This is a genomic window from Cupriavidus taiwanensis LMG 19424, from assembly GCF_000069785.1.
GTDB classification, from domain to species: Bacteria; Pseudomonadota; Gammaproteobacteria; order Burkholderiales; family Burkholderiaceae; genus Cupriavidus; species Cupriavidus taiwanensis.
On the sequence record NC_010530.1, the window covers coordinates 1,807,318 to 1,830,882 of the forward strand.

Consider the following 23,565-nt stretch of genomic DNA (forward strand, 5'->3'; position numbering starts at 1 on the left):
AAAGGCGGAGACCCCCGGCCCGTTCATCCGCGGGCCGGCGGAAAAATGACGATGAGACCACGATGACTACACCCACCAGCATTGGACGGAGGCGGTTCCTCAAGATCCTTGGCGCCGGTTCTTTCGCGGCTTCTGCCGCGGCCCTGGGCATGGCGCCGGCATGGGGGCAAACCCCGGCGGGCGTGCGGCCCTACAAGCTGCTGCGTGCCAAGGAGACGCGCAACAATTGCACCTACTGCTCGGTCGGCTGCGGCCTGCTGATGTATTCGCTCGGGGATGGTGCCCGGAACGCAAAGCCACGCATCTTCCACATCGAGGGCGATCCCGACCATCCGGTCAGCCGCGGTTCGCTGTGTCCCAAGGGCGCGGGGCTGCTCGACATCGTCCATTCGAAAAACCGGCTGCTGTACCCGGAATACCGTGCGCCGGGGTCGAAGGAATGGGTGCGCATCAGCTGGGACGACGCGACCCGGCGCATCGCGCGCCTGCTCAAGGACGACCGCGACAAGCACTTCATCGCGCGCAACGAGAAGGGCCAGCTGGTGAACCGCTGGCTCAGTTCGGGCATGCTCGCCTCGTCGGCGGCGTCCAACGAAACCGGCGTGCTCGACTTCAAGTTTGCCCGCTCGCTGGGCATGCTGGCGCTGGACTGCCAGGCGCGGCTGTGCCACGGGCCCACGGTGTCCGCACTCGGTCCGTCGTTCGGGCGCGGCGCGATGACCAACCACTGGGTGGACATCAAGAACGCCAATGTCGTCATGGTCATGGGCGGCAATCCCGCGGAGGCCCATCCCGTCGGCTTCAAGTGGGTGATCGAAGCCAAGATCCGGAACAAGGCCAGGGTCATCGTCATCGATCCGCGCTTCAACCGCACGGCCGCGGTGGCCGATATCTTCTCGCCGATCCGCGCGGGCTCGGATACGGCCTTCCTGATGGGCCTGGTCAACTGGCTGCTGCAGCACGACAAGATCCAGCGCGACTACGTGCGCGCGTACACCAACGCAGCGCTGATCGTGCGCGAGGATTTCGGCTTCGACGAGGGGCTGTTCTCGGGCTTCGATGCCGAAAGCAAGCGCTACGATAAATCGTCCTGGACCTATGAACTCGACGGCGCGGGCAACGCCCGGCGCGATCCGTCGATGCGACACCCGCGCTGCGTGCTGAGCCTGCTGAAGCAGCATGTATCGCGCTACACGCCGGAGAAGGTCGAGGAAATCACCGGCGTGAAGCAGGCGGACTTCCTGCAGATTGCCGAGATCGTCGGCACGTGCGCGGCGAAGGACAAGACCCTGACGTGGCTGTATGCGCTGGGCTGGACGCACCACACCGGCGGCGCGCAGATCATCCGCGGCGCGGCAATGATCCAGCTGCTGCTCGGCAATGTCGGCATGCCTGGCGGCGGCGTGAACGCGCTGCGCGGGCACTCGAATATCCAGGGCTATACCGACCTGGGCCTGCTGTCGGTACGGCTGCCGGGCTATATGGACCTGCCCAAGGACGGGCAGCAGACGCTGAGGCAATACCTGGCGGATGCCACGCCCAGGGCGCTGCTGCCAGACCAGGTCAACTACTGGAAAAACCTGCCCAAGTTCTTCGTCTCCTTGCAGAAGAACCTGTTCGGCAAGCATGCCACGGCGCAGAACGACTGGGCTTACGACCTGCTGCCGAAATGGGACCGCAGCTACGACATGCTGGCGTACTTCGACCTGATGTACGAGGGCAAGGTCAACGGCTATATCGTCCAGGGCTTTAATCCGCTGGCGGCAATGCCGGACAAGAACAAGTCGTCCGCCGCCCTGTCGAAACTGAAGTTCCTCGTGGTCATCGACCCGCTGGTGACCGAGACCTCCAACTTCTGGCGCAACGAAGGCAAGTTCAACGACGTCAGGACCGAGGAGATCATGACCGAGGTGTTCCGGCTGCCGTCGAGCTGCTTTGCCGAGGAGGACGGCACCGTGGTCAATTCCGGCCGCTGGCTCCAATGGCACTACGCCGGCCAGCAGCCGCCGGGCGAGGCGCGCCATGACCCGGCCATCCTCGCGGGCATCATGATGGAACTGGCTGTACGAGACTGAAGGCGGCGCGTGTCCCGAACAGGTGCTGCACATGACCTGGGACGCCGACACCTACCACGACCCCCACCACCCGCATCCCGAGGAAATGGCCAAGGAGGCCAACGGCTACGCGCTGGCGGACGCTTTCGACGACACCGGGAACAAGGTCCTGCGCAAGGGCCAGCTGCTGGATTCGTTCGCGCAGCTGCGCGACGACGGCACCACCTCGAGCTACTGCTGGATCTTCACCGGCTCCTGGACCGAGGCCGGCAACCAGATGGCCAGGCGCGACAACACCGACACGGGGCTCGGCAATACGCCGGGCTGGGCCTGGTCCTGGCCCGCCAACCGCCGCATCCTCTACAACCGCGCCTCGATGGATGAGATGGGCCGACCCTGGGACCCCAGGCGCCAGATCCTGCATTGGAACGGCCAGCAATGGACGGGCGCCGACGTGCCGGATTTTCCGCTGACTGCGGCGCCGGGCACACCGGTCGGGCCTTTCATCATGCTGCCCGAAGGCGTGGGCCGGCTGTTCTCTGCCGGCGGCATGATCGACGGCCCCTTCCCCGAGCACTACGAGCCGGTGGAGAGCCCGCTCGCAAAGAATCCGCTGCATGCCACGGTCACCCACAACCCGACCGCGCGCATCTTCCAGAACGATGCGCAGCGGCTGGGCAACCGCACCGACTTCCCTTACGTCGCCACGACCTATTCGGTGACCGAGCTGTTCCGCCACTGGACCAAGCACTCGCACCTGAACGCCATGCTGCAGCCCGAGCAGTTCGTCGAGATCGGCGAGAAGCTGGCCGCCGACAAGGGCATCGGCCACGGCGACACGGTGAAGATCACCACCCGGCGCGGCTACATCACCGCCAAGGCCGTGGTGACCAAGCGCATGCGCTCGCTGCAGGTGGCCGGGCAAACGGTCGAGCAGGTCGGCATCCCCTGCCACTGGGGCTTCGAAGGCGCGACCCGCAAGGGCTATCTCGCCAACACCCTGGCGCCGGGCGTGGGCGACGCCAATTCGCAAACGCCGGAATTCAAGGCATTCCTCGTCAACATTGAAAAGATGGCCGGAGCCCGGGCATGAACTCACAGAACATCATCCGCCGCTCGGCTTCGTCCGAGCTGACGCCGGCGCCGCGCATCCGCGACCACCAGATGGAAGTAGCCAAGCTGATCGACGTGTCGATCTGCATCGGCTGCAAGGCGTGCCAGGTCGCCTGCAACGAATGGAACGACCTGCGCGGCGACGTGCAGGAGAACGTCGGCATCTACGACAATCCGCGCGACCTGTCGCCCAACACCTGGACCCTGATGCGCTTCACCGAGCATGAGGATCAGGCCGGCAAGCTGGAATGGCTGATCCGCAAGGACGGCTGCATGCATTGCGAGGATCCCGGCTGCCTGAAAGCCTGTCCCGCGCCTGGCGCCATCGTGCAGTATGCGAACGGCATCGTCGATTTCCAGTCCGACCTGTGCATCGGCTGCGGCTATTGCGTCGCCGGCTGCCCGTTCGACGTGCCGCGCATCTCGAAGCTGGACAACAAGGCCTACAAATGCACGCTGTGCTCCGACCGCGTCGCGGTCGGACAGGAGCCGGCCTGCGTCAAGACCTGCCCCACCGGCGCCATCGCCTTCGGCTCGAAGGCGGAGATGCAGTCGCTTGGCGCCGAGCGCGTAGCCGAGCTCAACGAGCGCGGCTATGCCAACGCCGGCGTCTATGACCCGGCGGGGGTCGGCGGCACCCACGTGATGTACGTGCTGCAGCATGCCGACGACGCGGAGCGCTACGCGGGCCTGCCGAAGAATCCGGAGATCAGCACCCTGGTCGCAGGCTGGAAGGATGGCCTGAAACCCACCGCCGCGGTCGTCGGCGCGGCCGCGGTCGTGGGCATGGCCGCGCATTTCATGGCGGTCGGCCCGAATACCACCGACACCGGCCACGACGGCGCGAGTGATCCCGCCACTGACGGCACGACAAGCGGAGACGGGAAATGACGCGCCCCGACGACAGCATCCTGCGCACGAAATTCGCCGAGCGGCTGTGCCACTGGGCGGTCGTGCTGTGCTTCTTCCTTGCCGCGGTGTCGGGCATTTCATGGTTCTTCCCGACGGTGAGCTGGATGAGCGGCCTGCTGGGCACGCCGCAGCTGGCGCGCCTGCTGCACCCGTTCCTCGGCATTGCGGTGTTTGCCGGCCTTTGCTTCATGTTCGCGCGCTTCGTGGGCGACAACCTGCCGGCGCGCACTGACGCGATCTGGTTCCGCCGCATCCGCGACGTGCTGATGAACCGGCATGGCGGCGAACCGCTGCGGATCGGCAAGTACAACGCCGGCCAGAAAGTGCTGTTCTGGCTGATCATGGCTTCGATACTGGTGCTGCTGGTCTCCGGGCTGGTCATGTGGCGCACGTATTTCGCCGAATATTTTCCGATTGTTGTCCTGCGCCTGGCGATCCTGGCCCATGCCGTGGCCGGGATCGGGCTGATCCTGCTGATCCTGGGCCACATCTATCTGGCGATCTGGGTACGCGGCTCGATCACGGGGATGGTGACCGGCTATGTCTCGCGCGCGTGGGCCAGGCAGCACCATGACCGGTGGCATGGCGAACTGGAAGCGAAAGAGGCGCGGGCGGCGAACGCAAAGGGGCATGGGCAATGACGCAGCATCCGCACATGCCGGAGGCGCTGCCGCCGGACCAGGCCTCGCGGCATTTCGCGCCGCTGATCCAGTCCGACCTTTCCCAGCTTTACAGCCGCCGCGCCGCGCGCCTGCATGCGCTGGCCGAAGGCCACGACCATGCCCCTTACCTGCACTGGGCCGCCCGCGTGACCGAGGTGCAGGCGACCCTGCTGCCCGAAGCCGGCGCATGCGGGCCGCTGGCAGGCGGCGCGATTGCGCATGCGGGGCATTGCATGGGCCTGCTCGACCGTCTGATCGAGCGGCTTGCGCAAGACGTTCCCGCGCCGGTCGCACCCCATCTCGCAGCACTGCGCGGCCTTGCCGCGGCGGAACGCCTGGCGGCCACGCAGGCGCTGGCCGCGGGCCGCTTCGACGCCGTGCCGGCGGCGATTGCGCCGTTGCTGTGGGCCGCGCTGTCCCTGCAATGCGCCAGCGCCGCGCGTGCGGCGCCGCTGCCCCCCGGCGGCAGCGCCGAGCCGCCGGTCTGCCCGCTGTGCGGCACCGCCCCGGTGGCAAGCCTGATCCTGAGCGGCGAGCACCACGGCATGCGCTACCTGCATTGCCCGCTGTGCGAAAGCGCGTGGCACATGGTGCGGGCCAAATGCAGCAACTGCGGCTCCGCCGCCGACCTCGACTACCTCAGCTTCGATACCGCCGAAGCCACGGTGCGAGCCGAGAGCTGCGGCGTGTGCCGCGGTTATCTGAAGGTGGTGTCGCTGGAGCGGGATCCGCATGCCGAAGCGGTGGCCGATGATCTGGCCACGCTGGCGCTCGACGATGCCGTGGCGGGGGAAGGCTTTCAACGTACCGGGTTCAATCCGTTCGCCTTGCCGGGATGAGACCCGGGCACCCAGGTAGTTCGTGTACGCTTATGCGTGGAAGTCTCGCCCGTTTGCGCACAGACGGATCAGCCCGAACCCCTACAGATGCCTATGCCAACCAGTCTTCCCGAACCCCAGGCCGTTGCAAGTTCCATCACCCGCAGCGCGATCTTCCTCGTCGCAACGCTTGCCGATGGCGACGCGCACGCTGAAACCGTGCGTGCATGGTGCGCCGACGTCGCCGCGGTGGTGCGTGCAGTCGGCCATCGCGTACCGGACGGCAACCTGTCCTGTGTCTGCGGCTTCGGCTCGGACGCATGGGACCGCCTCTTCGGCGCGCCCCGCCCCGCTGCGCTGCATCCCTTCCGCGAATTCGGTGCCGGCGAGCGCATGGCCCCGGCAACGCCAGGCGATCTGCTGTTGCACATCCGCGCCGAAGCGATGGACCTGTGCTTCGAGCTGGCCACGCAGCTGCTAGGCAAGCTGGGCGACGCGGTGCGGGTGGTCGACGAGGTGCATGGCTTTCGCAACTTCGACATGCGGGCGATGATCGGTTTCGTCGACGGCACCGAAAATCCGACCGGCCGCGAAGCCGCGGGCTTCACGGTAATCGGGGAAGAAGACGCCGGGTTCGCGGGCGGCAGCTACGTCATGGTGCAGAAGTACCTGCACGACATGGCAGGGTGGAACGCGTTGCCGGTCGAGGCGCAGGAACTGATCATCGGCCGCAGGAAGCTGTCGGACATCGAGCTGGACGCCAGTGTCAAGCCATCGAACTCGCACAGCGCGCTGACCACGCTTGACGACAACGGGCAGGAAGTCAAGATCCTGCGCAACAACATGGTGTTTGGCCGCCCGGGTGCGGGCGAGTTCGGCACCTACTTCATCGCCTACGCCCGCTCGCCGGCCCCGATCGAGCAGATGCTCGAGAACATGTTCGTCGGCAGGCCGCCCGGCAATTACGACCGGCTGCTCGATTTCAGCCGGGCCGTCACCGGCGGCCTGTTCTTTGTCCCGTCGGCCGACCTGCTCGAAGCGCTGGCGGACCGCGGCGGCGCCGGGCAATGACGCGGCCGCCTGCCCTAGCCTCCCCTTCCTTCCGATTGGCGGCCGCGATCCCTCGGGCCCATCGCGGCCGCGCCTGGCGCGGTCAGCCGCCCAGCTCCTGGAAGGCGTGACCGTTGGCACTGAGTCCTTTCAGGACATCGGGCGGCACATCGGTCTCGGCGACGGTTCCTTCAAGCCGCCACTGCGCGGCATCGGCAAGATCGGGAAGCCCCGCCCCCTTGCGCACATAGAGTCCCAGCGTCGGTTTCTTCAGGTTGAGGTAAAAGTCGAACTCCTGCATGGTTGAACCTCCGGCGTAGAATTCCCTGCGTTATCGCGTGCGTGGTTGCCCGCCGCGCTCAGGCTGCGGCATCACCGGCAGCAACGGCGCCATCCCCCTTACCGCCATCCCCCTTGCCGGGCGCAGCAGCCTTGGCACTCGCCTTGCCGGCCTTCGGCTTGCGCGCCGCTTCCAGCTTCCTGAAGGTCGCCGCCTCGCGCTCCTGGTCGAAGCCCACCTCGACACTGTCCCCGGATTTCAGCTTGTCGCCCAGTATCTGCCGCGCCAGCGCGGTTTCGACCTGCTGGCGGATCTGGCGCCGCAGCTCGCGCGCACCGAACTCCGGCTGGTAGCCCACCTCGACCAGATGATCGATCAGCGCCGCATCGAACCTGACCGCAATATCCTGCGCGGCGGCAGTGCGCGCGACGCGCTCGAGCTGGATCTGCACGATCGCGCGGATGTTCTCGCGCGAAAGCGCGTGGAACACGATGATGTCATCGATGCGATTGAGAAACTCGGGCCGGAAGTGTCCCTTCAGCACCTTCATCAGCGCTTCGCGCAGCGCCTTGTCATCCATGCGGGATGCCTCTGACTTCTCCAGGTTCTCCATGATGATCGGGGCGCCCAGGTTGCTCGTGGCGATGATGACGGTGTTGCTGAAATCCACCACGCGGCCCTTGCCGTCGGTCAGGCGACCGTCGTCGAAGACCTGCAGCAGCACGTTGTACACGTCGGGGTGGGCCTTCTCGATCTCGTCCAGCAGGATCACGCTATAGGGCTGGCGGCGGACCCGCTCGGTCAGCTGCCCGCCCTCGTCGTAGCCGACATAGCCCGGCGGCGCGCCAATCAGACGTGCCACCGCATGGCGCTCCATGTACTCGGACATGTCGATACGGATGATGGCCTGTTCGTCGCCGAACACGGATTCCGCGAGCGCCTTGGCCAGCTCGGTCTTGCCCACGCCAGTCGGCCCGAGGAAGAGAAAGGTCGCGATCGGCCGGTTGGCCTGGCCGAGCCCCGCGCGCGACAGGCGCACCGCGTCGCTCACCGCGACCACCGCGTCATCCTGCCCCACGATGCGCTCGCGCAGCCGCTCTTCCATCTTCAGCAGCTTCTGGCGTTCCTCTTGCGTGAGATCGGTCACCGGGATGCCGGTCAGCCGCGACACCACCTCGGCAATGGCCGCGACCGTGACTTCCAGTGTTTCCGAGCCGGTCTTGCGCTGCCATGCCTCCGTCAGCTCATCGAGCCGCTTTTGCTTGCCGGTGATGCGGTCCTCGAAGGCCTTGGCCTCGTCAAAGCGCTTGCGCGACGCGGCATAGTCCTGCTCGCGCTTGAGCTGCGCGATCTCCGCCTCCAGTTCCTGGATGTCGGCGGGCCGCGAGGTCGCGCCGATGCGCACGCGCGCCGCGGCCTGGTCGATCAGGTCGATGGCCTTGTCCGGCAGGAAGCGCGATGTGATGTAGCGGTCCGACATTTCTGCCGCGGCCACGAATGCATCGTCGGCAAAGGTGACCTGGTGGTGCGCCTCGAGCTTGTCGCGCAGGCCGCGCAGGATGACGATGGTCTGCTCCACGGTGGGCTCGGGCACCAGCACCGGCTGGAAGCGCCGTTCCAGCGCCGCGTCTTTCTCGATGTACTTCTGGTACTCGTTCAGCGTGGTCGCGCCGATCAGGCTCAGTTCGCCGCGCGCCAGCGCGGGCTTGAGCACGTTGGCAACGTCCAGGCCGCCCTCGCCGCCGCCCTGTCCGGCCCCGACGATGGTGTGCAGCTCGTCGATGAACAGGATCAGTTCATCGTTCCGGGCGGTGACCTCATCGATCAGCTGCTTGGCACGTTCCTCGAACTCGCCGCGGTACTTCGCCCCCGCCACCATGGCATTGAGGTTGATCTCGACCAGGCGTTTGCCGCGCAGCACCTCCGGCACGTCGCCGTTGACGATGCGCTGCGCCAGCCCTTCCACGATCGCGGTCTTGCCCACGCCGGGCTCCCCGATCAGCACCGGGTTATTCTTTTTGCGCCGCGCCAGCACCTCGATCGTGTTCTCGATCTCCTGCGCCCGGCCCAGCACCGGGTCGAGCTTGCCCTGCCGCGCGATCGCGGTCAGGTCGCGTCCGAACTTGTCGAGCGTGGGCGTGCCCGTCGGCGTGTCGACGCGGCCATCCTCCGCGCCCTTGCCCACCACCTTCACCACCTTCTGGCGCAGCGCCTCAGGCGTGACGCCGTACTTCTTCAGCAGCGTCCCGGCGATACTGTCGGGCACCGAGGCGAGCCCGATCAGCAGGTGCTCCGGGCCAACATAGGAATGCCCCAGCTCGCGCGACGCCTGGAACGCATACTGGAACGCCTTCTTCAGGCGCGGCGAGATCGTCATCCGGTCGACCGCGGCGTCCGGCGCGGCGCTGCCGGTTTGCGCATGCGCGTCGATATAGCCGCGCAGGTCTTGCGGCGATAGCTTGAGCTCCTTGAGCAGTGCCACGCAGACATCGGTATCGGACAGCACATAGAGCAGGTGCTCGGTGTCCAGTTCATTGCGCCGCAGCTCATGGGCCTTTTCCGCCGCGCGCTGCAGCAGCTCCAGCGTCTGTTCGCTGAAGGCGTCGGTCACGTCGACGGATTCGCGTGGCACTTCGGCGGCGAAGCCGCCCTGCGCCTCGTCGTCCGCGCCATTGCCGAGGCCGCCGAAGAAGCGGGACAGGCCGCCCCCGCCCAGCAGCGAATCGAACGGGTTGAGCATGTCCTGGTGGCGCAGCAGCTGCCGGTAGTCGTAGTCGCAAATGGACATGGACTTGCGCTGGCCGTCCTGAACCACCGTGACGCGCGCCACGGCCGGGCGCGCACTGCAGATTTCACATAGGGTCGGCATGATGGGCTTTCCTCCACAGACAGGTCGCGTTCAGCGTCAACGAAACGCCGCGGCACGCCGCCGGTGCGGCTTGCAACGGCGCGTGGAATCAAGGAAAAGAGGCGTGGCGTGCCATTACGTCACCGTCGAGCGCAGCACGCGCACCGGCACGGACTTGTAGGACGGCGTGCCGCTGTCCTCGTCAATGTAGTCGAGCGGCACCAGCCTGTTGGCCTCCGGATAGTAGGCGGCGACCGAGCCCGGCGCAATGTCGTATTCGATCGCGGTCAGCTTGTCGAACCGCAGTTGCCGGCCCGCCGCAATGGTCTCGATATCGACCAGGTCGCCATGTTCCAGGCCGCGCGCAGCCAGGTCGGCCGCGTTCATGAACAGCACATCGCGGCGCCCGAACACGCCCCGGTAGCGGTCATCCATGGCGTAGATGGTGGTGTTGTACTGGTCATGGCTGCGGATCGTCACCAGCCGCAGCACATCGTCGGCATGGACCTGTTTGTCTTCCTGCAGTCCCTTGAACACGTAGAACTCCGCCTTTCCCGACGGGGTTTCCCATCTGCGTTCGGTGGGCGGCAACGGCATGCGGAATCCGCCAGGCACGCGCACGCGCGTGTTGAAGTCGTCGAAGCCCGGCACGGTCTGCTCGATCAGGTCGCGGATCCGGTCATAGTCGGCAACCAGCTCCAGCCACGGCACCCTGCTGTCCGGCAGGGTTGCGGTGGCAATGCCCGCGACGATGGCCGGCTCCGAGCGCAGCAACGCGGAGGCCGGCGCCAGCCTGCCGGCCGAGGCGTGGACCATCGACATCGAATCCTCCACCGTGACCGATTGCGGCCCGGTTTCCTGCACATCCAGTTCGGTGCGGCCGAGGCAGGGCAGCAGATATGTCTCCCGCGCCACCAGCAGGTGGGTGCGATTGAGCTTGGTGCCGACATGGACGCTCAGGTCAAGCTTGCCCATGGCAGGGAAGCACTGGTCCGGATCAGGCAGCGCGACCGCGAAGTTTCCGCCCAGGCAAAACAGCGCCCTGGCGCTGCCGTCGATCATCGCCTGCATGGCCCGCACGGCATCGTGCCCGTGCGCTGCCGGCGGACGGAAGCCGAACGTGTCCGCGAGCCGCTGCAGGAACTCCGCCGAGGGTTTCTCGGTGATGCCGACGGTCCGGTTGCCCTGCACGTTGGAGTGGCCGCGCAAGGGGCAGATGCCGGCGCCGGGCTTGCCGAAGTTGCCGCGCAGCATCAGCAGGTCGCACAGCAGGCGGACATTGGCCGTGCCTTCGTTGTGCTGTGTCACGCCCATGCCATAGGTGACGATGGTGGCGTTCGACTTGGCATACGCCGCGGCGACCCGTTCCAGGTCGGCACGCGCAAGGCCGCTGGTCTTTTCGATATCCGCCCATTCGGTCGCAGCCAGGTCCTCCGCCAGCGCGGCAAAGCCCTCGGTGTGGCCGGCGATGAAGTCGTGGTCCAGCACGTTGCCCTGGGTGGCTTCCAGCTCCAGCAGTGCTTTCATGACCCCCTTGATGGCGGCGGCATCGCCTCCGGCCCGCACCAGGAAGTACGACGACGCGATGCGGGTGGAACCATAGGTCGCCATCTCCAGCATGTTCTGCGGGTCGGCGAAGCGCTCGAGCGCGCGTTCGCGCAACGGGTTGAACACCAGGATCGGCACCTTGCGCCGCGATGCCTCGTGCAGCGTTCCCATCATGCGCGGATGGTTGGTTCCCGGGTTGTGCCCGATCGAGATGATCAGCTCGCACTGGTCAAAGTCGTCCAGCGACACGGTACCCTTGCCGATGCCGATCGAGCGCGGCAGGCCCACGCTGGTCGGCTCGTGGCACATGTTCGAGCAATCGGGAAAATTGTTGGTGCCGTACTCCCGCGCGAACAGCTGGTACAGGTAGGCGGCCTCGTTGGAGGCCCGGCCGGACGTATAGAACTCGACCTGATCCGGCGACAGTCCGCGCAGGATTTCGCCCATGCGGGCGAACGCGGTTTCCCATTCCACCGGCCTGAAGGTGTCGGTGGCGCGGTCATAGACGAGTGGATGCGTCAGGCGGCCCTGGTCTTCCAGTTCGAAATCGGTGCGGTTCAGCAGCGCCGACACCGTGTTGGCCGCGAAGAATTCCGGCGTCACGCGCTTGGTCGTGGCCTCCCAGGTGACGGCCTTGGCGCCGTTTTCGCAGAACTGGAAGGTCGACCGGTGCTCCTTGTCGGGCCACGCGCAGCCGGGGCAGTCGAAGCCGTCGGGCTGGTTGGTGCGCAGCAGCGTGATCGGGGCCTTGACGGTATCCATCTGCAGCCGGATCGCCGTGGCGGTTGCCTTCAGCGCTCCCCAGCCTCCGGCGGGGCCGTCGTATTTGCGGATACCGGGTACATCGCGTAGCTTGGCCATGATTGCTCCTTGTGCCGCCCCTAGGGGTTGGCGTTGAATACGCGCTTACTTTTGGCAGGGCTGCCGGTCTGCTACCCTCCCCCGCAAGCGGGAGAGTGGCCGTGGGAGAGGGCCGGCGGTGGCAGTACTGAAGCGCTTGACTTCGTTGAGGCTTCGGCCCTCTCCCCCACCCCTCTCCCGCAAGCGGGAGAGGGGAGCGCATGCGTGGGGTGGTGATGCTGCGGGCGGTGTCAGCGATAGAGACCCGCCATCCTCTCCATCGCCACCGGCTTGATCCGCCCAGCCTGCCCGGCACAGCCGAAGGCCTCGAAGCGCAACCTGACCACGCCCCGCGCGCCCTTCTTGGCCGCCAGCAACGCCTTGCGCGGATCGAACTCGCTACGGTCCTCGGCCAGCGACTTGCGGATGGCGCCGGTCATGGCCAGGCGGATGTCGGTGTCGATATTCACCTTGCGCACGCCGTTGCGGATGCCGCGCAGGATCTCCTCGACCGGCACGCCGTAGGTCTCCTTGATGTCGCCGCCGTACTGGCGGATGATTTCCAGCCATTCCTGCGGCACCGAGCTGGAGCCGTGCATGACCAGGTGGGTGTCGGGAATCTGCTCGTGGATCGCGCGGATGCGGTCGATCGCCAGGATGTCGCCGGTGGGCTGGCGCGAGAACTTGTAGGCGCCGTGGCTGGTGCCGATGGCAATGGCAAGCGCGTCCACGCCGGTGCGGGCGACGAAGTCGCGCGCCTGCGCCGGGTCGGTCAGCATCATGTCGCGCGACAGCGTGCCCGCCGCGCCGACACCGTCTTCTTCGCCCGCCTGGCCGGTTTCCAGCGAACCGAGGCAGCCCAGCTCGCCTTCGACCGAGACGCCGACCGCATGCGCCATCTCGCACACGCGCCGCGTGACGTCGACGTTGTAGTCGTAGTCGGACGGCGTCTTCATGTCCTCGCGCAGCGAGCCGTCCATCATCACGCTGGTGAAGCCCGAGCGGATCGACGCCTGGCACACCGCCGGGCTGGAGCCGTGGTCCTGGTGCAGCACGATGGGAATGTCCGGGTGGGTCTCGGCGGCGGCCAGCACCATGTGGCGCAGGTAGGCCTCGCCCGCATATTTGCGGGCACCGGCCGAGGCCTGCAGGATCACGGGGCTGTCGGTTTCCTCCGCCGCCTCCATGATCGCGTGGATCTGTTCCAGGTTGTTGACGTTGAAGGCCGGCACGCCGTAGCCGAACTCTCCCGCGTGGTCGAGCAGCTGGCGCAGGGATATGAGTGCCATGATGAGTCTCCTTGGCTTGATGCGGAGTGGGTGAGCGATCAGGCGGCCGCGCGTTGCGCCAGCACGGCCAGTGCGGGCAGCGTCTTGCCTTCCAGGAATTCCAGGAACGCGCCGCCGCCGGTGGAGATGTAGCCCACGCGGTCGGCAATGCCGTACTTGGCGATGGCCGCCAGCGTGTCGCCGCCGCCGGCGATCGAGAATGCCTTCGACTCGGCGATGGCTTCGGCCAGCACCCTGGTGCCGTTGCCGAAGGGGTCGAACTCGAACACGCCCACCGGGCCGTTCCAGACGATGGTGCCGGCAGCCTTCAGTTGCTCCGCCAGCAGCGCGGCGGTCCTGGGACCGATGTCCAGAATCATGTCGTCGTCGGCCACGTCCTTGACGTCCTTGACCGTAGCGGTAGCGGTGGCGCTGAATTCCTTGGCGCAGACCACATCCACGGGGATGGGCACCGATGCGCCGCGCGCGGCCATGATGTCGATGATGGCCCTGGCGTCGGCGACCAGGTCGGCCTCGGCCAGCGACTTGCCGATCTTCAGGCCGGCGGCCAGCATGAAGGTGTTGGCGATGCCGCCGCCGACGATCAGGTGGTCGACCTTGTCGGCCAGCGACTTCAGGATGGTCAGCTTGGTCGAGACCTTGGAGCCGGCCACGATGGCCACCAGCGGACGCGCCGGCTGGCCCAGCGCCTTGCCCAGCGCGTCGATCTCGGCGGCCAGCAGCGGGCCGGCGCAGGCGATCGGCGCGTACTTGGCGATGCCGTGGGTGGTGGCTTCGGCGCGGTGTGCGGTGCCGAAGGCATCGTTGACGTAGACATCGCACAGCCGCGCCATCTTCTGCGCCAGCTCATCGCTGTTCTTCTTCTCGCCCTGGTTCATGCGGCAGTTTTCCAGCAGCACCACCTGGCCGGGCGGCACCTGGAAGCCGCCCTCGATCCAGCCGGACAGCAGCGGCACCTGGCGGCTCAGCAGCTCCGACAAGCGGCGCCCCACCGGCGCCAGGCTGTGGCGCGGGTCGGGCTGCCCTTCCTCGGGCCGGCCGAGGTGCGAGGTGACCATCACCGCGGCGCCAGCCTGCAGGCAGGCCGCGATGGCGGGCACCGAAGCGCGGATACGGGTGTCGTCGGTAATCTGTCCGGCGGGGTCCTGCGGGACGTTGAGGTCGGCGCGAATGAAGACGCGCTTGCCGGCCAGCCCGCCATTGGCGAGCAGCGCGGCCAGCGTGTGCGGCGCCGGGGATGGCGGCAGCGCGTGCGTAGCATGGGATTCGCTCATCATGGCCTCCTGCTAGCGGGCACCGGCCAGCGCCACCGCGGTATCCAGCATGCGGTTGGAGAAGCCCCATTCGTTGTCGTACCAGGCCGAGACCTTGACCAGCGTGCCGTTGACCTTGGTCAGGGTGGCGTCGAAGGTCGACGAGGCCGGGTTGTGGTTGAAATCCACCGAGACCAGCGGCGCCGCGTTGTAGTTAAGGATGCCCTTGAGCTCGCCCTGCGCCGCGGCCTGCAGGATGCCGTTCACTTCCTCGACGGTGGTGGGCCGCGCGGCGACGAAGGACAGGTCGACCAGCGACACATTGATGGTCGGCACGCGCACCGCAAAGCCATCCAGCCGCCCGTCCAGCTCCGGCAGCACCAGCCCCACCGCCGCGGCCGCGCCGGTCTTGGTGGGGATCATCGACATGGTGGCCGAGCGCGCGCGGCGCAGGTCTTCGTGGTAGACGTCGGTCAGCACCTGGTCGTTGGTATAGGCATGGACGGTGGTCATCAGGCCGTTCACCACGCCCAGCTTTTCATGCAGCGGCTTGACCAGCGGCGCCAGGCAATTGGTGGTGCACGAGGCGTTGGAGATGACCGTGTCGGTCGCCTTCAGCACGTGGTGGTTCACGCCATAGACGATGGTGGCATCGACGTCCTTGCCGCCGGGGGCGGAGATGATCACCTTCTTCGCGCCGCCCTTCAGGTGGGCCGAGGCCTTGTCCTTGGTGGTGAAAAGGCCGGTGCACTCCATCACCACATCCACGCCCAGTTCGCCCCAAGGCAATTCCGCCGGGTTGCGCTGGGCCAGCACGCGGATGCGGTCGCCGTTCACGCGGAAGGCATCGCCATCGACCGCGACCTCGCCGGGAAAGCGCCCGTGGACGGTGTCGTACTGGGTCAGGTGGGCATTGGTGGCGGCGTTGCCGAGGTCATTGATGGCGACGATCTCGATGTCGTGCCGCTTGCCGCCTTCATAGTGGGCGCGCAGCACATTGCGGCCGATGCGGCCATAGCCATTGATGGCAACCTTGATAGTCATGCTGTCTCCATGTCGTTGTCTTGAATCCTTCCCTGCGTGGCGCGCGCGGGCGGTGGCTCAGGCCGCCGGCGCCAGCCATGCCGGCCTCAGCAGCGCCGGCAATGCCTCGAACGAATCGACCAGCGCATCAGGGCCGAGGGAGGCCGGCCCACCGGGGCCGGCGTAGCCATAGCGCACCAGGCAGACCGGCATGCCGGCCGCGCGCGCCGCCTGCACGTCCACCGCTGAATCCCCCACCAGCACGCCATGCGCGGGATCGACGTCGAGCAGGCGGCAGGCATGGCGCAGCGGTTCGGGATCCGGCTTCATCTGCGCAATGGAATCGCCGGCGACCAGCACCTCCAGGTAGGCCGCCAGGCCGGTCATGGCCAGCAGCGGGACCGCGAGCGCGCGCGGCTTGTTGGTGACGCATGCCAGGCGATAGCCCTCGCGCCGGAGCGCGGCGAGGCCGCTTTCCACGCCGGGGAACACGGTGCCGAGGCGGCCGTTGGTGCCGGCATAGTGGCGATGGAACAGCGCCACCGCGTCGGCGGCGTCGATGTGCGTAGCGAGTTGCGCGGTTTCCAGCACGCGCCGCACCAGGTTGGGCACGCCGCGGCCGATAAAGCCGGCCACGGTGTCGAACGGCAGCGGCGGACTGCCGAGATCGGCCAGCATCAGGCTGGCCGCGCCAACGATATCCGGCGCGCTGTCGACCAGCGTGCCGTCGAGGTCGATCAGCACCGCGGTGCAGGGCATGGCATTGATGGAATGGATGGCATGGGTAGTCATCACGCATCCTCCAGTACGGCCAGCGCAGCTGCCGCGACATGATCCGGGGTCAGGCCGAAATGCTGGTACAGCGCCTCGGCGGGCGCCGACTCGCCAAAGGTGTCGAGGCCCAGCGCCCGGCCCCGCTCGCCCACCACGCCGCGCCAGAACCAGGTGCTGCCGGCTTCGATGCTGACGCGCGGCACGCCTGGCGGCAGCACCGTGTCGCGGTACGCCGCGTCCTGCGCGTAGAACAGCTCGACGCAGGGCATCGACACCACGCGTGCGGCGATGCCTGCATCGGCCAGCTGCGCGGCCGCGCGCATGGCAATTTCCACCTCGGAGCCGGTCGCGACCAGCACCACGCGTGGTGCCGGTGCATCGCGCAAAACGTAGCCGCCGCGCGCGATCGCGTCGCGCTGCGCCGCATCGCGCGCGAACGGCGTCAGCGCCTGGCGCGACAGCACCAGGCAGGTCGGTCCGTCCTCGCGCCGCAGCGCGGCCAGCCACGCGAACGCGGTTTCGGCGCCGTCGCAGGGGCGCCAGACCCGGTTGTTGGGAATCAGCCGCAGGCTGGCGGCGTGCTCCACCGGCTGGTGCGTGGGACCGTCCTCGCCCAGGCCGATGGAGTCATGGGTCAGCACGTGGACCACGCGCAGGCGCATCAGTGCCGCCATGCGGATGGCGTTGCGCGAGTAGTCCGAGAAAGTCATGAAGGTGCCGCCGTAGGGAATCAGCCCCCCATGCAGCGCAATGCCGTTCATCACCGCGGCCATGCCGAACTCGCGCACGCCGTAGCTGACGTAGTTGCCGTGGCCGGCATGGTTGACCCAGACCGAGGCCTTGACGTTGGTCAGGTTGGAGCCGGTCAGGTCGGCCGAGCCGCCCAGCAGCTCGGGCAAGGCGGGGGTCAGCGCCTCCAGGCACAGCTGCGAGGCCTTGCGCGTGGCGATCTTGTCCTGCAGCGGCGAGGGCGCATCCAGCAGCGCCAGCAGCTGCGCATCGAAGCCCTCGGGCAGGCGGCCATGCACGCGCCGCACGAACGCATCGGCCAGTTCCGGGTAGGCGGCGCAATAGCCGGTGAAGCGCGCCTCCCATTCGGCCTCGCGCGCGGCGCCCTGCGCGCGCGCATCCCAGGCATCGGCCACGTCGGCGGGCACCGTGAACGGTGGCGCTTCCCAGCCCAGCGCCGCGCGCATCGCGGCGATTTCGGCCGCGCCCAGCGGCGCGCCATGCACGTCGTGGCCGCCGGCCTTGGCCGGCGCGCCCTGGCCGATCACGGTGCGGCAGCAGATCAGCGTGGGCCGGTCGCGCTCGGCCTTGGCCGCCTGCAGCGCGGCGTCGATGGCATGCGCGTCGTGCCCGTCGACGCCGGCGACCACATGCCAGCCGTAGGCGGCAAAGCGCTGCGGCGTGTCGTCGGCAAACCACCCGGACACGTCACCGTCGATGGAAATGCCGTTGTCGTCGTACAGGCAGATCAGCTTGCCCAGCCTGAGCGTCCCCGCCAGCGAGGCGGCCTCGTGGCTGAGCCCTTCCATCAGGCAGCCATCGCCGAGGAACACATAGGTGTGGTGGTCGACGATGTCGAAGCCGGGCCGGTTGAAGGTGGCGGCCAGCAGCTTTTCGGCCAACGCCATGCCGACGGCATTGGCCAGCCCCTGCCCCAGCGGTCCCGTAGTGGTCTCGATGCCCGGCGTCACGCCCACTTCCGGATGGCCCGGCGTGATCGCGTGCAGCTGGCGGAACTGGCGCAGCTGCGCCATCGGCACGTCATAGCCGCTCAGGTGCAGCAGCGCATACAGCAGCATGGAGGCATGGCCGTTGGACAGCACGAAGCGGTCGCGGTCGGGCCAGGCCGGGTTGGCCGGGTTGTGGCGCAGGTGGCGCCGCCACAGCACTTCGGCCATCTCGGCCATGCCCATCGGTGCGCCGGGGTGGCCGGAGCGGGCCTGCTCCACCGCGTCGGCGGCGAGAAAGCGCAGCACGTTGGCGCAGCGCGCCGCGGAGTCGATGCGTTCGGGTGCGTTCATCTCGGCTCCTTACTGGGTGGCGCGCTTGCGGCGTTCCATCATGCGCAGCACGAAGGGCGTGAAGATCAGCTGCATGGCCAGTTCCATCTTTCCGCCCGGGACCACGATGGTGTTGGCGCGCGACATGAAGGAGTCGTGGATCATGCTCAGCAGGTACTGGAAGTCGATTCCCTTGGGGTTGGCAAAGCGGATCACCACCATGCTTTCATCGGGCGCGGGAATCTCGCGTGCGATAAAGGGGTTGGAGGTGTCCACGCACGGCACCCGCTGGAAATTCACATGCGTGCGCGAGAACTGCGGGCAGATGTAGTTCACGTAGTCCGGCATGCGGCGCAGGATGGTGTCGGTCACGGCCTCGGTCGAGTAGCCGCGCTGCTTCTTGTCGCGCCACAGCTTCTGGATCCACTCCAGGTTGATCACCGGCACCACGCCGATCAGCAGGTTGGGATACCGCGCGATATTGACCTCGTCGGTGACCACGCCGCCGTGCAAACCCTCGTAGAACAGCAGGTCGGTGTCCTCCGGCAACGGCTCCCATGGCGTGAAGGTTCCGGGTTCCTGCCCGAACGGCGCCGCTTCCTCGGGGCTGTGCAGGTAGTGCCGGTGCATGCCGGTGCCGGTTTCCGAATAGGAACGGAACAGCCCTTCCAGTTCGCTGAACAGGTTGTTCTCTTCGCCGAAGTGGCTGAAGTTCATGTTGCCGGTGCGCTCGGCCTCGGCCATCTTGATCTTCATCTCGGCGCGGTCGTAGCGGTGGAAGCTGTCGCCTTCGATCACCACCGACTTCACGCCCTCGCGCCGGAAGATATTTTCGAAGGTACGGGTCACCGAGGTGGTGCCTGCGCCGGAGGAGCCGGTGATGGCGATGATGGGATAACGTTCTGACATGGCAGGTGCCTCAGGCGGACGCGCGGAACAGGCTGCGCTCGTTGAACAGGGGATTGGGAAGGTCGGGGTCGGTCTGTTCGTTGTGGTAGCGCTCGATCCGCTCCACTTCATGGCGCGAGCCGAAGATCACGCCAATGCGCTGGTGCAGCGCGTTCGGCGCCACCGACATCAGCGCCTGGCGCCCGGTGCTGGCGCGCCCGCCGGCCTGCTCCATCAGGAACGCGATCGGGTTGGCCTCATAGAGCAGGCGCAGTCGCCCCGGCCTGGCCGGATCCTTGGTGTCGCGCGGGTACATGAAGACGCCGCCGCGCATCAGGATGCGGTGCGCCTCGGCCACCATCGAGGCGATCCAGCGCATGTTGAAATCCTTGCCCCGCGGCCCGGTCTGGCCGGCCAGGCACTCCGACACGTATTGCCTGATGGGTGCCTCCCAGAAGCGGCTGTTGGAGGCGTTGATGGCAAATTCCCGGGTATCGGCGGGCACGCGCAGGTCCGGATGGGTCAGGAAGAACTCCCCCAGGTTGGGATCCAGCGTGAAGCCATTGACACCGTTGCCCACCGTCAGCACCAGCATGGTGGTGGGGCCATAGAGCGCGTAGCCCGCCGCTACCTGCGCCGTGCCGGGCTGCAGGAAGGCCTGCTCGGTGACATCGGCGGTGCCCTCCGGCGCGCGCAGCACCGAGAAGATGCTGCCCACCGAGACATTGACGTCGATGTTGGAAGAGCCATCGAGCGGATCGAACACCAGCAGGTACTTGCCGCGCGGGTAGTGCGCGGGAATCTGGTACGGCGCCTCCATTTCTTCCGAGGCCATGCCGGCGAGGTACCCGCCCCATTCGTTGACGCGCAGGAAGGTGTCATTGCTGAGCACGTCCAGCTTCTGCTGGACCTCGCCCTGCACGTTGATGGCCGCGCCGGCTGCGTCCGGGCCGCCGGCCCTGCCGTGCAGGCCGCCCAGCGCGCCGAAGGCCACCGCGCGCGCGATCTCCTTGCAGGCCATGGCGACATTGAGGATCAGGCCGTTGAAGCCGCCGCTGGCGTCCGGGTAGCGGCGGCGCTGCTCGATCAGGAACTGCGTCAGGGTCATCCTTTGCACTTCAGGCATGACAGGTCTCCTCTGGATTGGCTATGTGTTCTTGTGGGGGGCGGCATGCCGGCTACGTGGCGACGGCCTCGCGCAGGCGCCGCAGGATGCCCGCGTAGCCGCCATCGACATCCGGCGCGCCGAAGACAGCGCTGCCGGCGACGAAGGTGTCGGCCCCCGCGCGCGCGATCGCGCCGATGTTGTCGGCCTTGACGCCGCCATCGACCTCCAGCCAGACCTCGCGTCCGCCGGCCGCCTGCTGCCGGTCGATGCGTGCGCGCACCTGGCGCACCTTGTCGAGCACCCCGGGGATAAAGGCCTGGCCGCCGAAGCCCGGATTCACGCTCATCAGCAGCACCAGGTCCAGCTGCGCCAGCGTGTGGTCGAGCCAGCCCAGCGGCGTGGCCGGGTTGAGCACCAGCCCGGCCTTGCAGCCGTGGTCCCGGATCAGCCCGATGGTGCGGTCCACGTGGCGGCTCGCCTCCGGATGGAAACTGATGATCCCCGCGCCGGCCCGGGCAAACAGCGGGATCAGCGCGTCCACCGGCTCCACCATCAGGTGCACGTCGATGGGAACCGAGACCAGCGGCCGGATCGCCTCGCACACCATCGGCCCGATGGTCAGGTTGGGCACGTAGTGGTTGTCCATCACGTCGAAGTGGATCAGGTCCGCGCCGCCGGCCTCGACCGCGCACACCTCTTCGCCCAGCCGCGCGAAATCCGCCGACAGGATGGACGGCGCAAGGCGCACGGCTCGTTGGTCGTTGCTATGCATGTCAGGCTGCCTCGAACAGGGTGCCGCGATGCCAGTTGCGCAGTGCGCCCAGGTCAACCCAGCGCTGCGCCGCGCCCGGCAGCTGCTGCGGCAACGGCTGCGCCGGGTCGCCCAGGTGCGGCAGCACCAGCAGCGCGCCGTCGAAACGGTCGTGGCCGGTGTAGGCCGTGGGCGTGACCACGGTGGCAATGCCGGCCGCCTGCGCGGCACGCAGGCCGTTCTCCGAGTCCTCGATCGCCAGGCACTCGGCCGCTTCCAGGCCCAGCCGCTGCAGCACAGCCAGGTAGACGTCGGGCGCGGGCTTCTTTGCCGCGATCGTGCCGGCATCGCAGATCGCGGCGAAGCGCGCGCGCCAGTCCGCCCCCAGCGGCAAGCGCAGCAGCACGTCCAGATTGGCCGGTGTGGTGGTGGTGGCAATGGCGACGGGCACGCCGGCGCGGCCGGCCTCGTCGATCAGCCGCGCAATGCCCGGGCGCAGCGGCAGCTGGCCGCTGCCGGCCAGTTCGGCGTAGTGGCGGGTCTTGACGGCATGCACTGCGTCGATCGTTTCCCCGACCTTGCAGCCGCGCGCCTCTTCGGGGTCGACCATGCGCCAGTAATGCATCAGCCGTTCCTTGCCCCCAGCCACCCTGAGCAGGCGCGTGTAGAGGGCCTCGTCCCAGCACCAGTCCAGGCCGACTTCGGCAAAGGCGGCATTGAAGGCCCGCAGGTGCGCGCTCTCGGTATCGGCAAGGGTGCCGTCGACATCGAAGATCAGGGCTTTCATGGCTTACTCCGCGGCCTGAGGCTGCGAGAACACGCGGCTGGCGAGCAGGTCGCCGGCCGTGATGGTGGTCAGGGCACGGTCGTCCACCGCCGTGCCGGGATCGTCGAGCAGCCGTGACGCATGGCGCAGGCGCGCGCGGTCGAGCGCATTGCGCACGCTGCGCGCATTGGCGAAATGCGGCTGCGCCATGCGCCGGGCCAGGTAGTCGGCAAACACGGCCCGGCTGTCGTCGTCGAACCGGTACTGCATCTCGTCCAGCATCAGCTCGGCGATGCGGCGCAGCTCGTCGAGCTGGTAGTCGGGGAAGTCGATATGGTGGGCAACGCGCGACGACATGCCCGGGTTCGATTCGAAGAAGCGGTCCATGCGGTCCTTGTAGCCGGCCAGGATCACCACCAGGTCTTCGCGGTGGTTCTCCATCACCTGCAGCAGGATCTCGATGGCTTCCTGGCCGTAGTCGCGCTCGTTCTCCGGGCGGTAGAGGTAGTACGCCTCGTCGATGAAGAGCACCCCGCCCATGGCCTTCTTCAGGATCTCCTTGGTCTTGGGCGCGGTATGGCCGATGTACTGGCCGACCAGGTCGTCGCGGGTCACCGCCACCAGGTGGCCGCGCCGCACGTAGCCCAGCTGGTGCAGGATCTGCGCCATGCGCATGGCCACGGTGGTCTTGCCGGTGCCGGGATTGCCGGTGAAGCACATGTGCAGGCTGGGCGCGCCCGCGCTGAAGCCGCGCGCGGCGCGCAGCTTGTCCACCAGCAGCAAGGCGGCGATGTCGCGGATGCGCGCTTTCACCGGCTTCAGCCCGATCAGCTCGCGGTCGAGCTGGGCCAGCAGTTCGGTGATGCCTGAGCTGTCCAGCGATTCGGCGAGAGATCCCGGCACGGCTGCGGGCGCCGCTGGGGGCAATATGCCAGCCGACTGCAGCGGCGCAGTGGTTTCGGGTGCGGACATGACGGCTCCCTGAGAGTCAATCGATCAATCGGTTCGCGGAATTCGAGGCGCAGCGTCCCCCCGGCGCGCGGCGATCAGGCCGCGCGGCCGCTGGCGTGCAGCGTCAGGAAATCGCTGGCGGCAGCGCCGTGGCGGCGCTGCGCGGCTCAGACGGCGCCGCTCAGTAGCGGCTGCCCTCGGGCCGGGCCTGCACGGCGTAGCTCTCGATCGAGTAGCGCAGCGTGCGGCCCGGCTCTTCCTGTCGCACCAGGCGGAAGCCCGGTTCATCGGCAGGACGATTGACGATGAACGACATCACCACCGATTCCACCGTATGCGTCGAGTCAAAGGCCGTGACGCGGATGTAGTGGTTGGGAAAGGTGTTGCGCGCATTGTTGATCTCCAGCAGGATGCCGGCGGCATCGCGCAGGTCGAACATCGGCAGCCCGAACATCTCCCAGTAGGTGTTGCGCGGATGCGGGTCGTCGGTGTACTCGATGCCGACTGCCCAGCCCTTGTTCAGGCAGTACTCGAGCTGCTTCGTGATCTGTTCGTCGGTCAGTTCGGGCAGGAAGGAAAAGGTGCCTTGAGTGATACGCATGATGTCCTCTCGTTCTGTGGTGTTCGC

18 protein-coding genes and 1 pseudogene are annotated in these 23,565 nt (G+C 67.4%); 5 read left to right on the forward strand and 14 right to left on the reverse strand.

Annotated elements, in window-relative coordinates; genetic code table 11:
- Nucleotides 1-62 precede the first annotated feature (62 nt).
- The 5 genes and pseudogenes from fdnG (at nucleotide 63) to RALTA_RS23740 (ending at nucleotide 6,630) form a co-directional block, all read left to right on the forward strand.
- Nucleotides 63-3,147 (forward strand): annotated as a pseudogene (gene fdnG / locus RALTA_RS23720) (formate dehydrogenase-N subunit alpha).
- Complete coding sequence (gene fdxH / locus RALTA_RS23725) at nucleotides 3,144-4,058, forward strand: formate dehydrogenase subunit beta (RefSeq protein WP_012356490.1); 915 nt, start codon at nucleotides 3,144-3,146, stop codon at nucleotides 4,056-4,058. Before fdnG ends, fdxH begins: the two are co-directional and overlap by 4 nt.
- Complete coding sequence (locus tag RALTA_RS23730; RefSeq protein WP_012356491.1) at nucleotides 4,055-4,720, forward strand: formate dehydrogenase subunit gamma; 666 nt, start codon at nucleotides 4,055-4,057, stop codon at nucleotides 4,718-4,720. Before fdxH ends, RALTA_RS23730 begins: the two co-directional genes overlap by 4 nt.
- Nucleotides 4,717-5,580, forward strand: coding sequence for a formate dehydrogenase accessory protein FdhE (gene fdhE, locus RALTA_RS23735; RefSeq protein WP_041232605.1), 864 nt, complete (start codon nucleotides 4,717-4,719; stop codon nucleotides 5,578-5,580). The genes RALTA_RS23730 and fdhE overlap by 4 nt, the downstream gene beginning before the upstream one ends.
- A gap of 93 nt (nucleotides 5,581-5,673) precedes the next feature.
- Entirely contained in the window at nucleotides 5,674-6,630 is a 957-nt protein-coding gene (locus RALTA_RS23740) for a Dyp-type peroxidase (protein ID WP_041232606.1), read from the forward strand.
- A gap of 82 nt (nucleotides 6,631-6,712) precedes the next feature.
- Here RALTA_RS23740 and RALTA_RS23745 read toward each other — a convergent pair whose 3' ends face one another.
- From RALTA_RS23745 to RALTA_RS23810, 14 genes are all read right to left on the reverse strand, one after another.
- Nucleotides 6,713-6,910, reverse strand: a complete 198-nt coding sequence (locus RALTA_RS23745; RefSeq protein ID WP_012356494.1) for a hypothetical protein — start codon at nucleotides 6,908-6,910, stop codon at nucleotides 6,713-6,715.
- 58 nt (nucleotides 6,911-6,968) lie between these two features.
- Nucleotides 6,969-9,758, reverse strand: coding sequence for an ATP-dependent Clp protease ATP-binding subunit (locus RALTA_RS23750; protein ID WP_012356495.1), 2,790 nt, complete (start codon nucleotides 9,756-9,758; stop codon nucleotides 6,969-6,971).
- Nucleotides 9,759-9,872: 114 nt separating this feature from the next.
- Entirely contained in the window at nucleotides 9,873-12,146 is a 2,274-nt protein-coding gene (locus tag RALTA_RS23755) for an FdhF/YdeP family oxidoreductase (RefSeq protein ID WP_012356496.1), read from the reverse strand.
- A gap of 230 nt (nucleotides 12,147-12,376) precedes the next feature.
- Entirely contained in the window at nucleotides 12,377-13,414 is a 1,038-nt protein-coding gene (gene fba, locus RALTA_RS23760; RefSeq protein WP_012356497.1) for a class II fructose-bisphosphate aldolase, read from the reverse strand.
- Nucleotides 13,415-13,452: 38 nt separating this feature from the next.
- The gene (locus tag RALTA_RS23765; RefSeq protein WP_012356498.1) at nucleotides 13,453-14,691 is read right to left on the reverse strand and encodes a phosphoglycerate kinase; all 1,239 of its coding nucleotides are present in this window, start codon (nucleotides 14,689-14,691) and stop codon (nucleotides 13,453-13,455) included.
- A gap of 9 nt (nucleotides 14,692-14,700) precedes the next feature.
- Complete coding sequence (gene gap / locus RALTA_RS23770) at nucleotides 14,701-15,711, reverse strand: type I glyceraldehyde-3-phosphate dehydrogenase (RefSeq protein ID WP_012356499.1); 1,011 nt, start codon at nucleotides 15,709-15,711, stop codon at nucleotides 14,701-14,703.
- A 57-nt stretch (nucleotides 15,712-15,768) separates the two neighbouring features.
- Nucleotides 15,769-16,482 carry a phosphoglycolate phosphatase gene (gph, locus tag RALTA_RS23775; protein ID WP_012356500.1) on the reverse strand — a complete coding sequence of 238 codons (714 nt, stop codon included), beginning with the start codon at nucleotides 16,480-16,482 and terminating at the stop codon, nucleotides 15,769-15,771.
- Complete coding sequence (tkt, locus tag RALTA_RS23780) at nucleotides 16,482-18,494, reverse strand: transketolase (protein WP_012356501.1); 2,013 nt, start codon at nucleotides 18,492-18,494, stop codon at nucleotides 16,482-16,484. Before tkt ends, gph begins: the two co-directional genes overlap by 1 nt.
- Before the next feature lie 9 nt (nucleotides 18,495-18,503).
- Nucleotides 18,504-19,382, reverse strand: a complete 879-nt coding sequence (locus RALTA_RS23785; RefSeq protein ID WP_012356502.1) for a phosphoribulokinase — start codon at nucleotides 19,380-19,382, stop codon at nucleotides 18,504-18,506.
- 10 nt (nucleotides 19,383-19,392) lie between these two features.
- Nucleotides 19,393-20,487 carry a class 1 fructose-bisphosphatase gene (locus RALTA_RS23790; RefSeq protein ID WP_012356503.1) on the reverse strand — a complete coding sequence of 365 codons (1,095 nt, stop codon included), beginning with the start codon at nucleotides 20,485-20,487 and terminating at the stop codon, nucleotides 19,393-19,395.
- 52 nt (nucleotides 20,488-20,539) lie between these two features.
- Complete coding sequence (gene rpe / locus RALTA_RS23795) at nucleotides 20,540-21,241, reverse strand: ribulose-phosphate 3-epimerase (RefSeq protein ID WP_012356504.1); 702 nt, start codon at nucleotides 21,239-21,241, stop codon at nucleotides 20,540-20,542.
- 1 nt (nucleotide 21,242) lies between these two features.
- Complete coding sequence (locus RALTA_RS23800) at nucleotides 21,243-22,007, reverse strand: HAD family hydrolase (protein ID WP_012356505.1); 765 nt, start codon at nucleotides 22,005-22,007, stop codon at nucleotides 21,243-21,245.
- 3 nt (nucleotides 22,008-22,010) lie between these two features.
- Complete coding sequence (cbbX, locus tag RALTA_RS23805) at nucleotides 22,011-22,958, reverse strand: CbbX protein (RefSeq protein WP_041232607.1); 948 nt, start codon at nucleotides 22,956-22,958, stop codon at nucleotides 22,011-22,013.
- 160 nt (nucleotides 22,959-23,118) lie between these two features.
- Nucleotides 23,119-23,538 carry a ribulose bisphosphate carboxylase small subunit gene (locus tag RALTA_RS23810; protein ID WP_012356507.1) on the reverse strand — a complete coding sequence of 140 codons (420 nt, stop codon included), beginning with the start codon at nucleotides 23,536-23,538 and terminating at the stop codon, nucleotides 23,119-23,121.
- Between the last annotated feature and the right edge of the window lie 27 nt (nucleotides 23,539-23,565).

Coding starts and splice junctions, on each gene's coding strand:
- RALTA_RS23765 (WP_012356498.1), bottom strand. CDS start 14,691: ATGATGAGCGAATCCCATGCTACGCACGCGCTGCCGCCATCCCCGGCG.
- gph (WP_012356500.1), bottom strand. CDS start 16,482: ATGACTACCCATGCCATCCATTCCATCAATGCCATGCCCTGCACCGCG.
- RALTA_RS23810 (WP_012356507.1), bottom strand. CDS start 23,538: ATGCGTATCACTCAAGGCACCTTTTCCTTCCTGCCCGAACTGACCGAC.
- gap (WP_012356499.1), bottom strand. CDS start 15,711: ATGACTATCAAGGTTGCCATCAATGGCTATGGCCGCATCGGCCGCAAT.
- RALTA_RS23750 (WP_012356495.1), bottom strand. CDS start 9,758: ATGCCGACCCTATGTGAAATCTGCAGTGCGCGCCCGGCCGTGGCGCGC.
- RALTA_RS23790 (WP_012356503.1), bottom strand. CDS start 20,487: ATGCCTGAAGTGCAAAGGATGACCCTGACGCAGTTCCTGATCGAGCAG.
- fdxH (WP_012356490.1), top strand. CDS start 3,144: ATGAACTCACAGAACATCATCCGCCGCTCGGCTTCGTCCGAGCTGACG.
- fdhE (WP_041232605.1), top strand. CDS start 4,717: ATGACGCAGCATCCGCACATGCCGGAGGCGCTGCCGCCGGACCAGGCC.
- RALTA_RS23740 (WP_041232606.1), top strand. CDS start 5,674: ATGCCAACCAGTCTTCCCGAACCCCAGGCCGTTGCAAGTTCCATCACC.
- cbbX (WP_041232607.1), bottom strand. CDS start 22,958: ATGTCCGCACCCGAAACCACTGCGCCGCTGCAGTCGGCTGGCATATTG.
- RALTA_RS23785 (WP_012356502.1), bottom strand. CDS start 19,382: ATGTCAGAACGTTATCCCATCATCGCCATCACCGGCTCCTCCGGCGCA.
- rpe (WP_012356504.1), bottom strand. CDS start 21,241: ATGCATAGCAACGACCAACGAGCCGTGCGCCTTGCGCCGTCCATCCTG.
- RALTA_RS23730 (WP_012356491.1), top strand. CDS start 4,055: ATGACGCGCCCCGACGACAGCATCCTGCGCACGAAATTCGCCGAGCGG.
- RALTA_RS23800 (WP_012356505.1), bottom strand. CDS start 22,007: ATGAAAGCCCTGATCTTCGATGTCGACGGCACCCTTGCCGATACCGAG.
- RALTA_RS23745 (WP_012356494.1), bottom strand. CDS start 6,910: ATGCAGGAGTTCGACTTTTACCTCAACCTGAAGAAACCGACGCTGGGA.
- RALTA_RS23755 (WP_012356496.1), bottom strand. CDS start 12,146: ATGGCCAAGCTACGCGATGTACCCGGTATCCGCAAATACGACGGCCCC.
- tkt (WP_012356501.1), bottom strand. CDS start 18,494: ATGAACGCACCCGAACGCATCGACTCCGCGGCGCGCTGCGCCAACGTG.
- fba (WP_012356497.1), bottom strand. CDS start 13,414: ATGGCACTCATATCCCTGCGCCAGCTGCTCGACCACGCGGGAGAGTTC.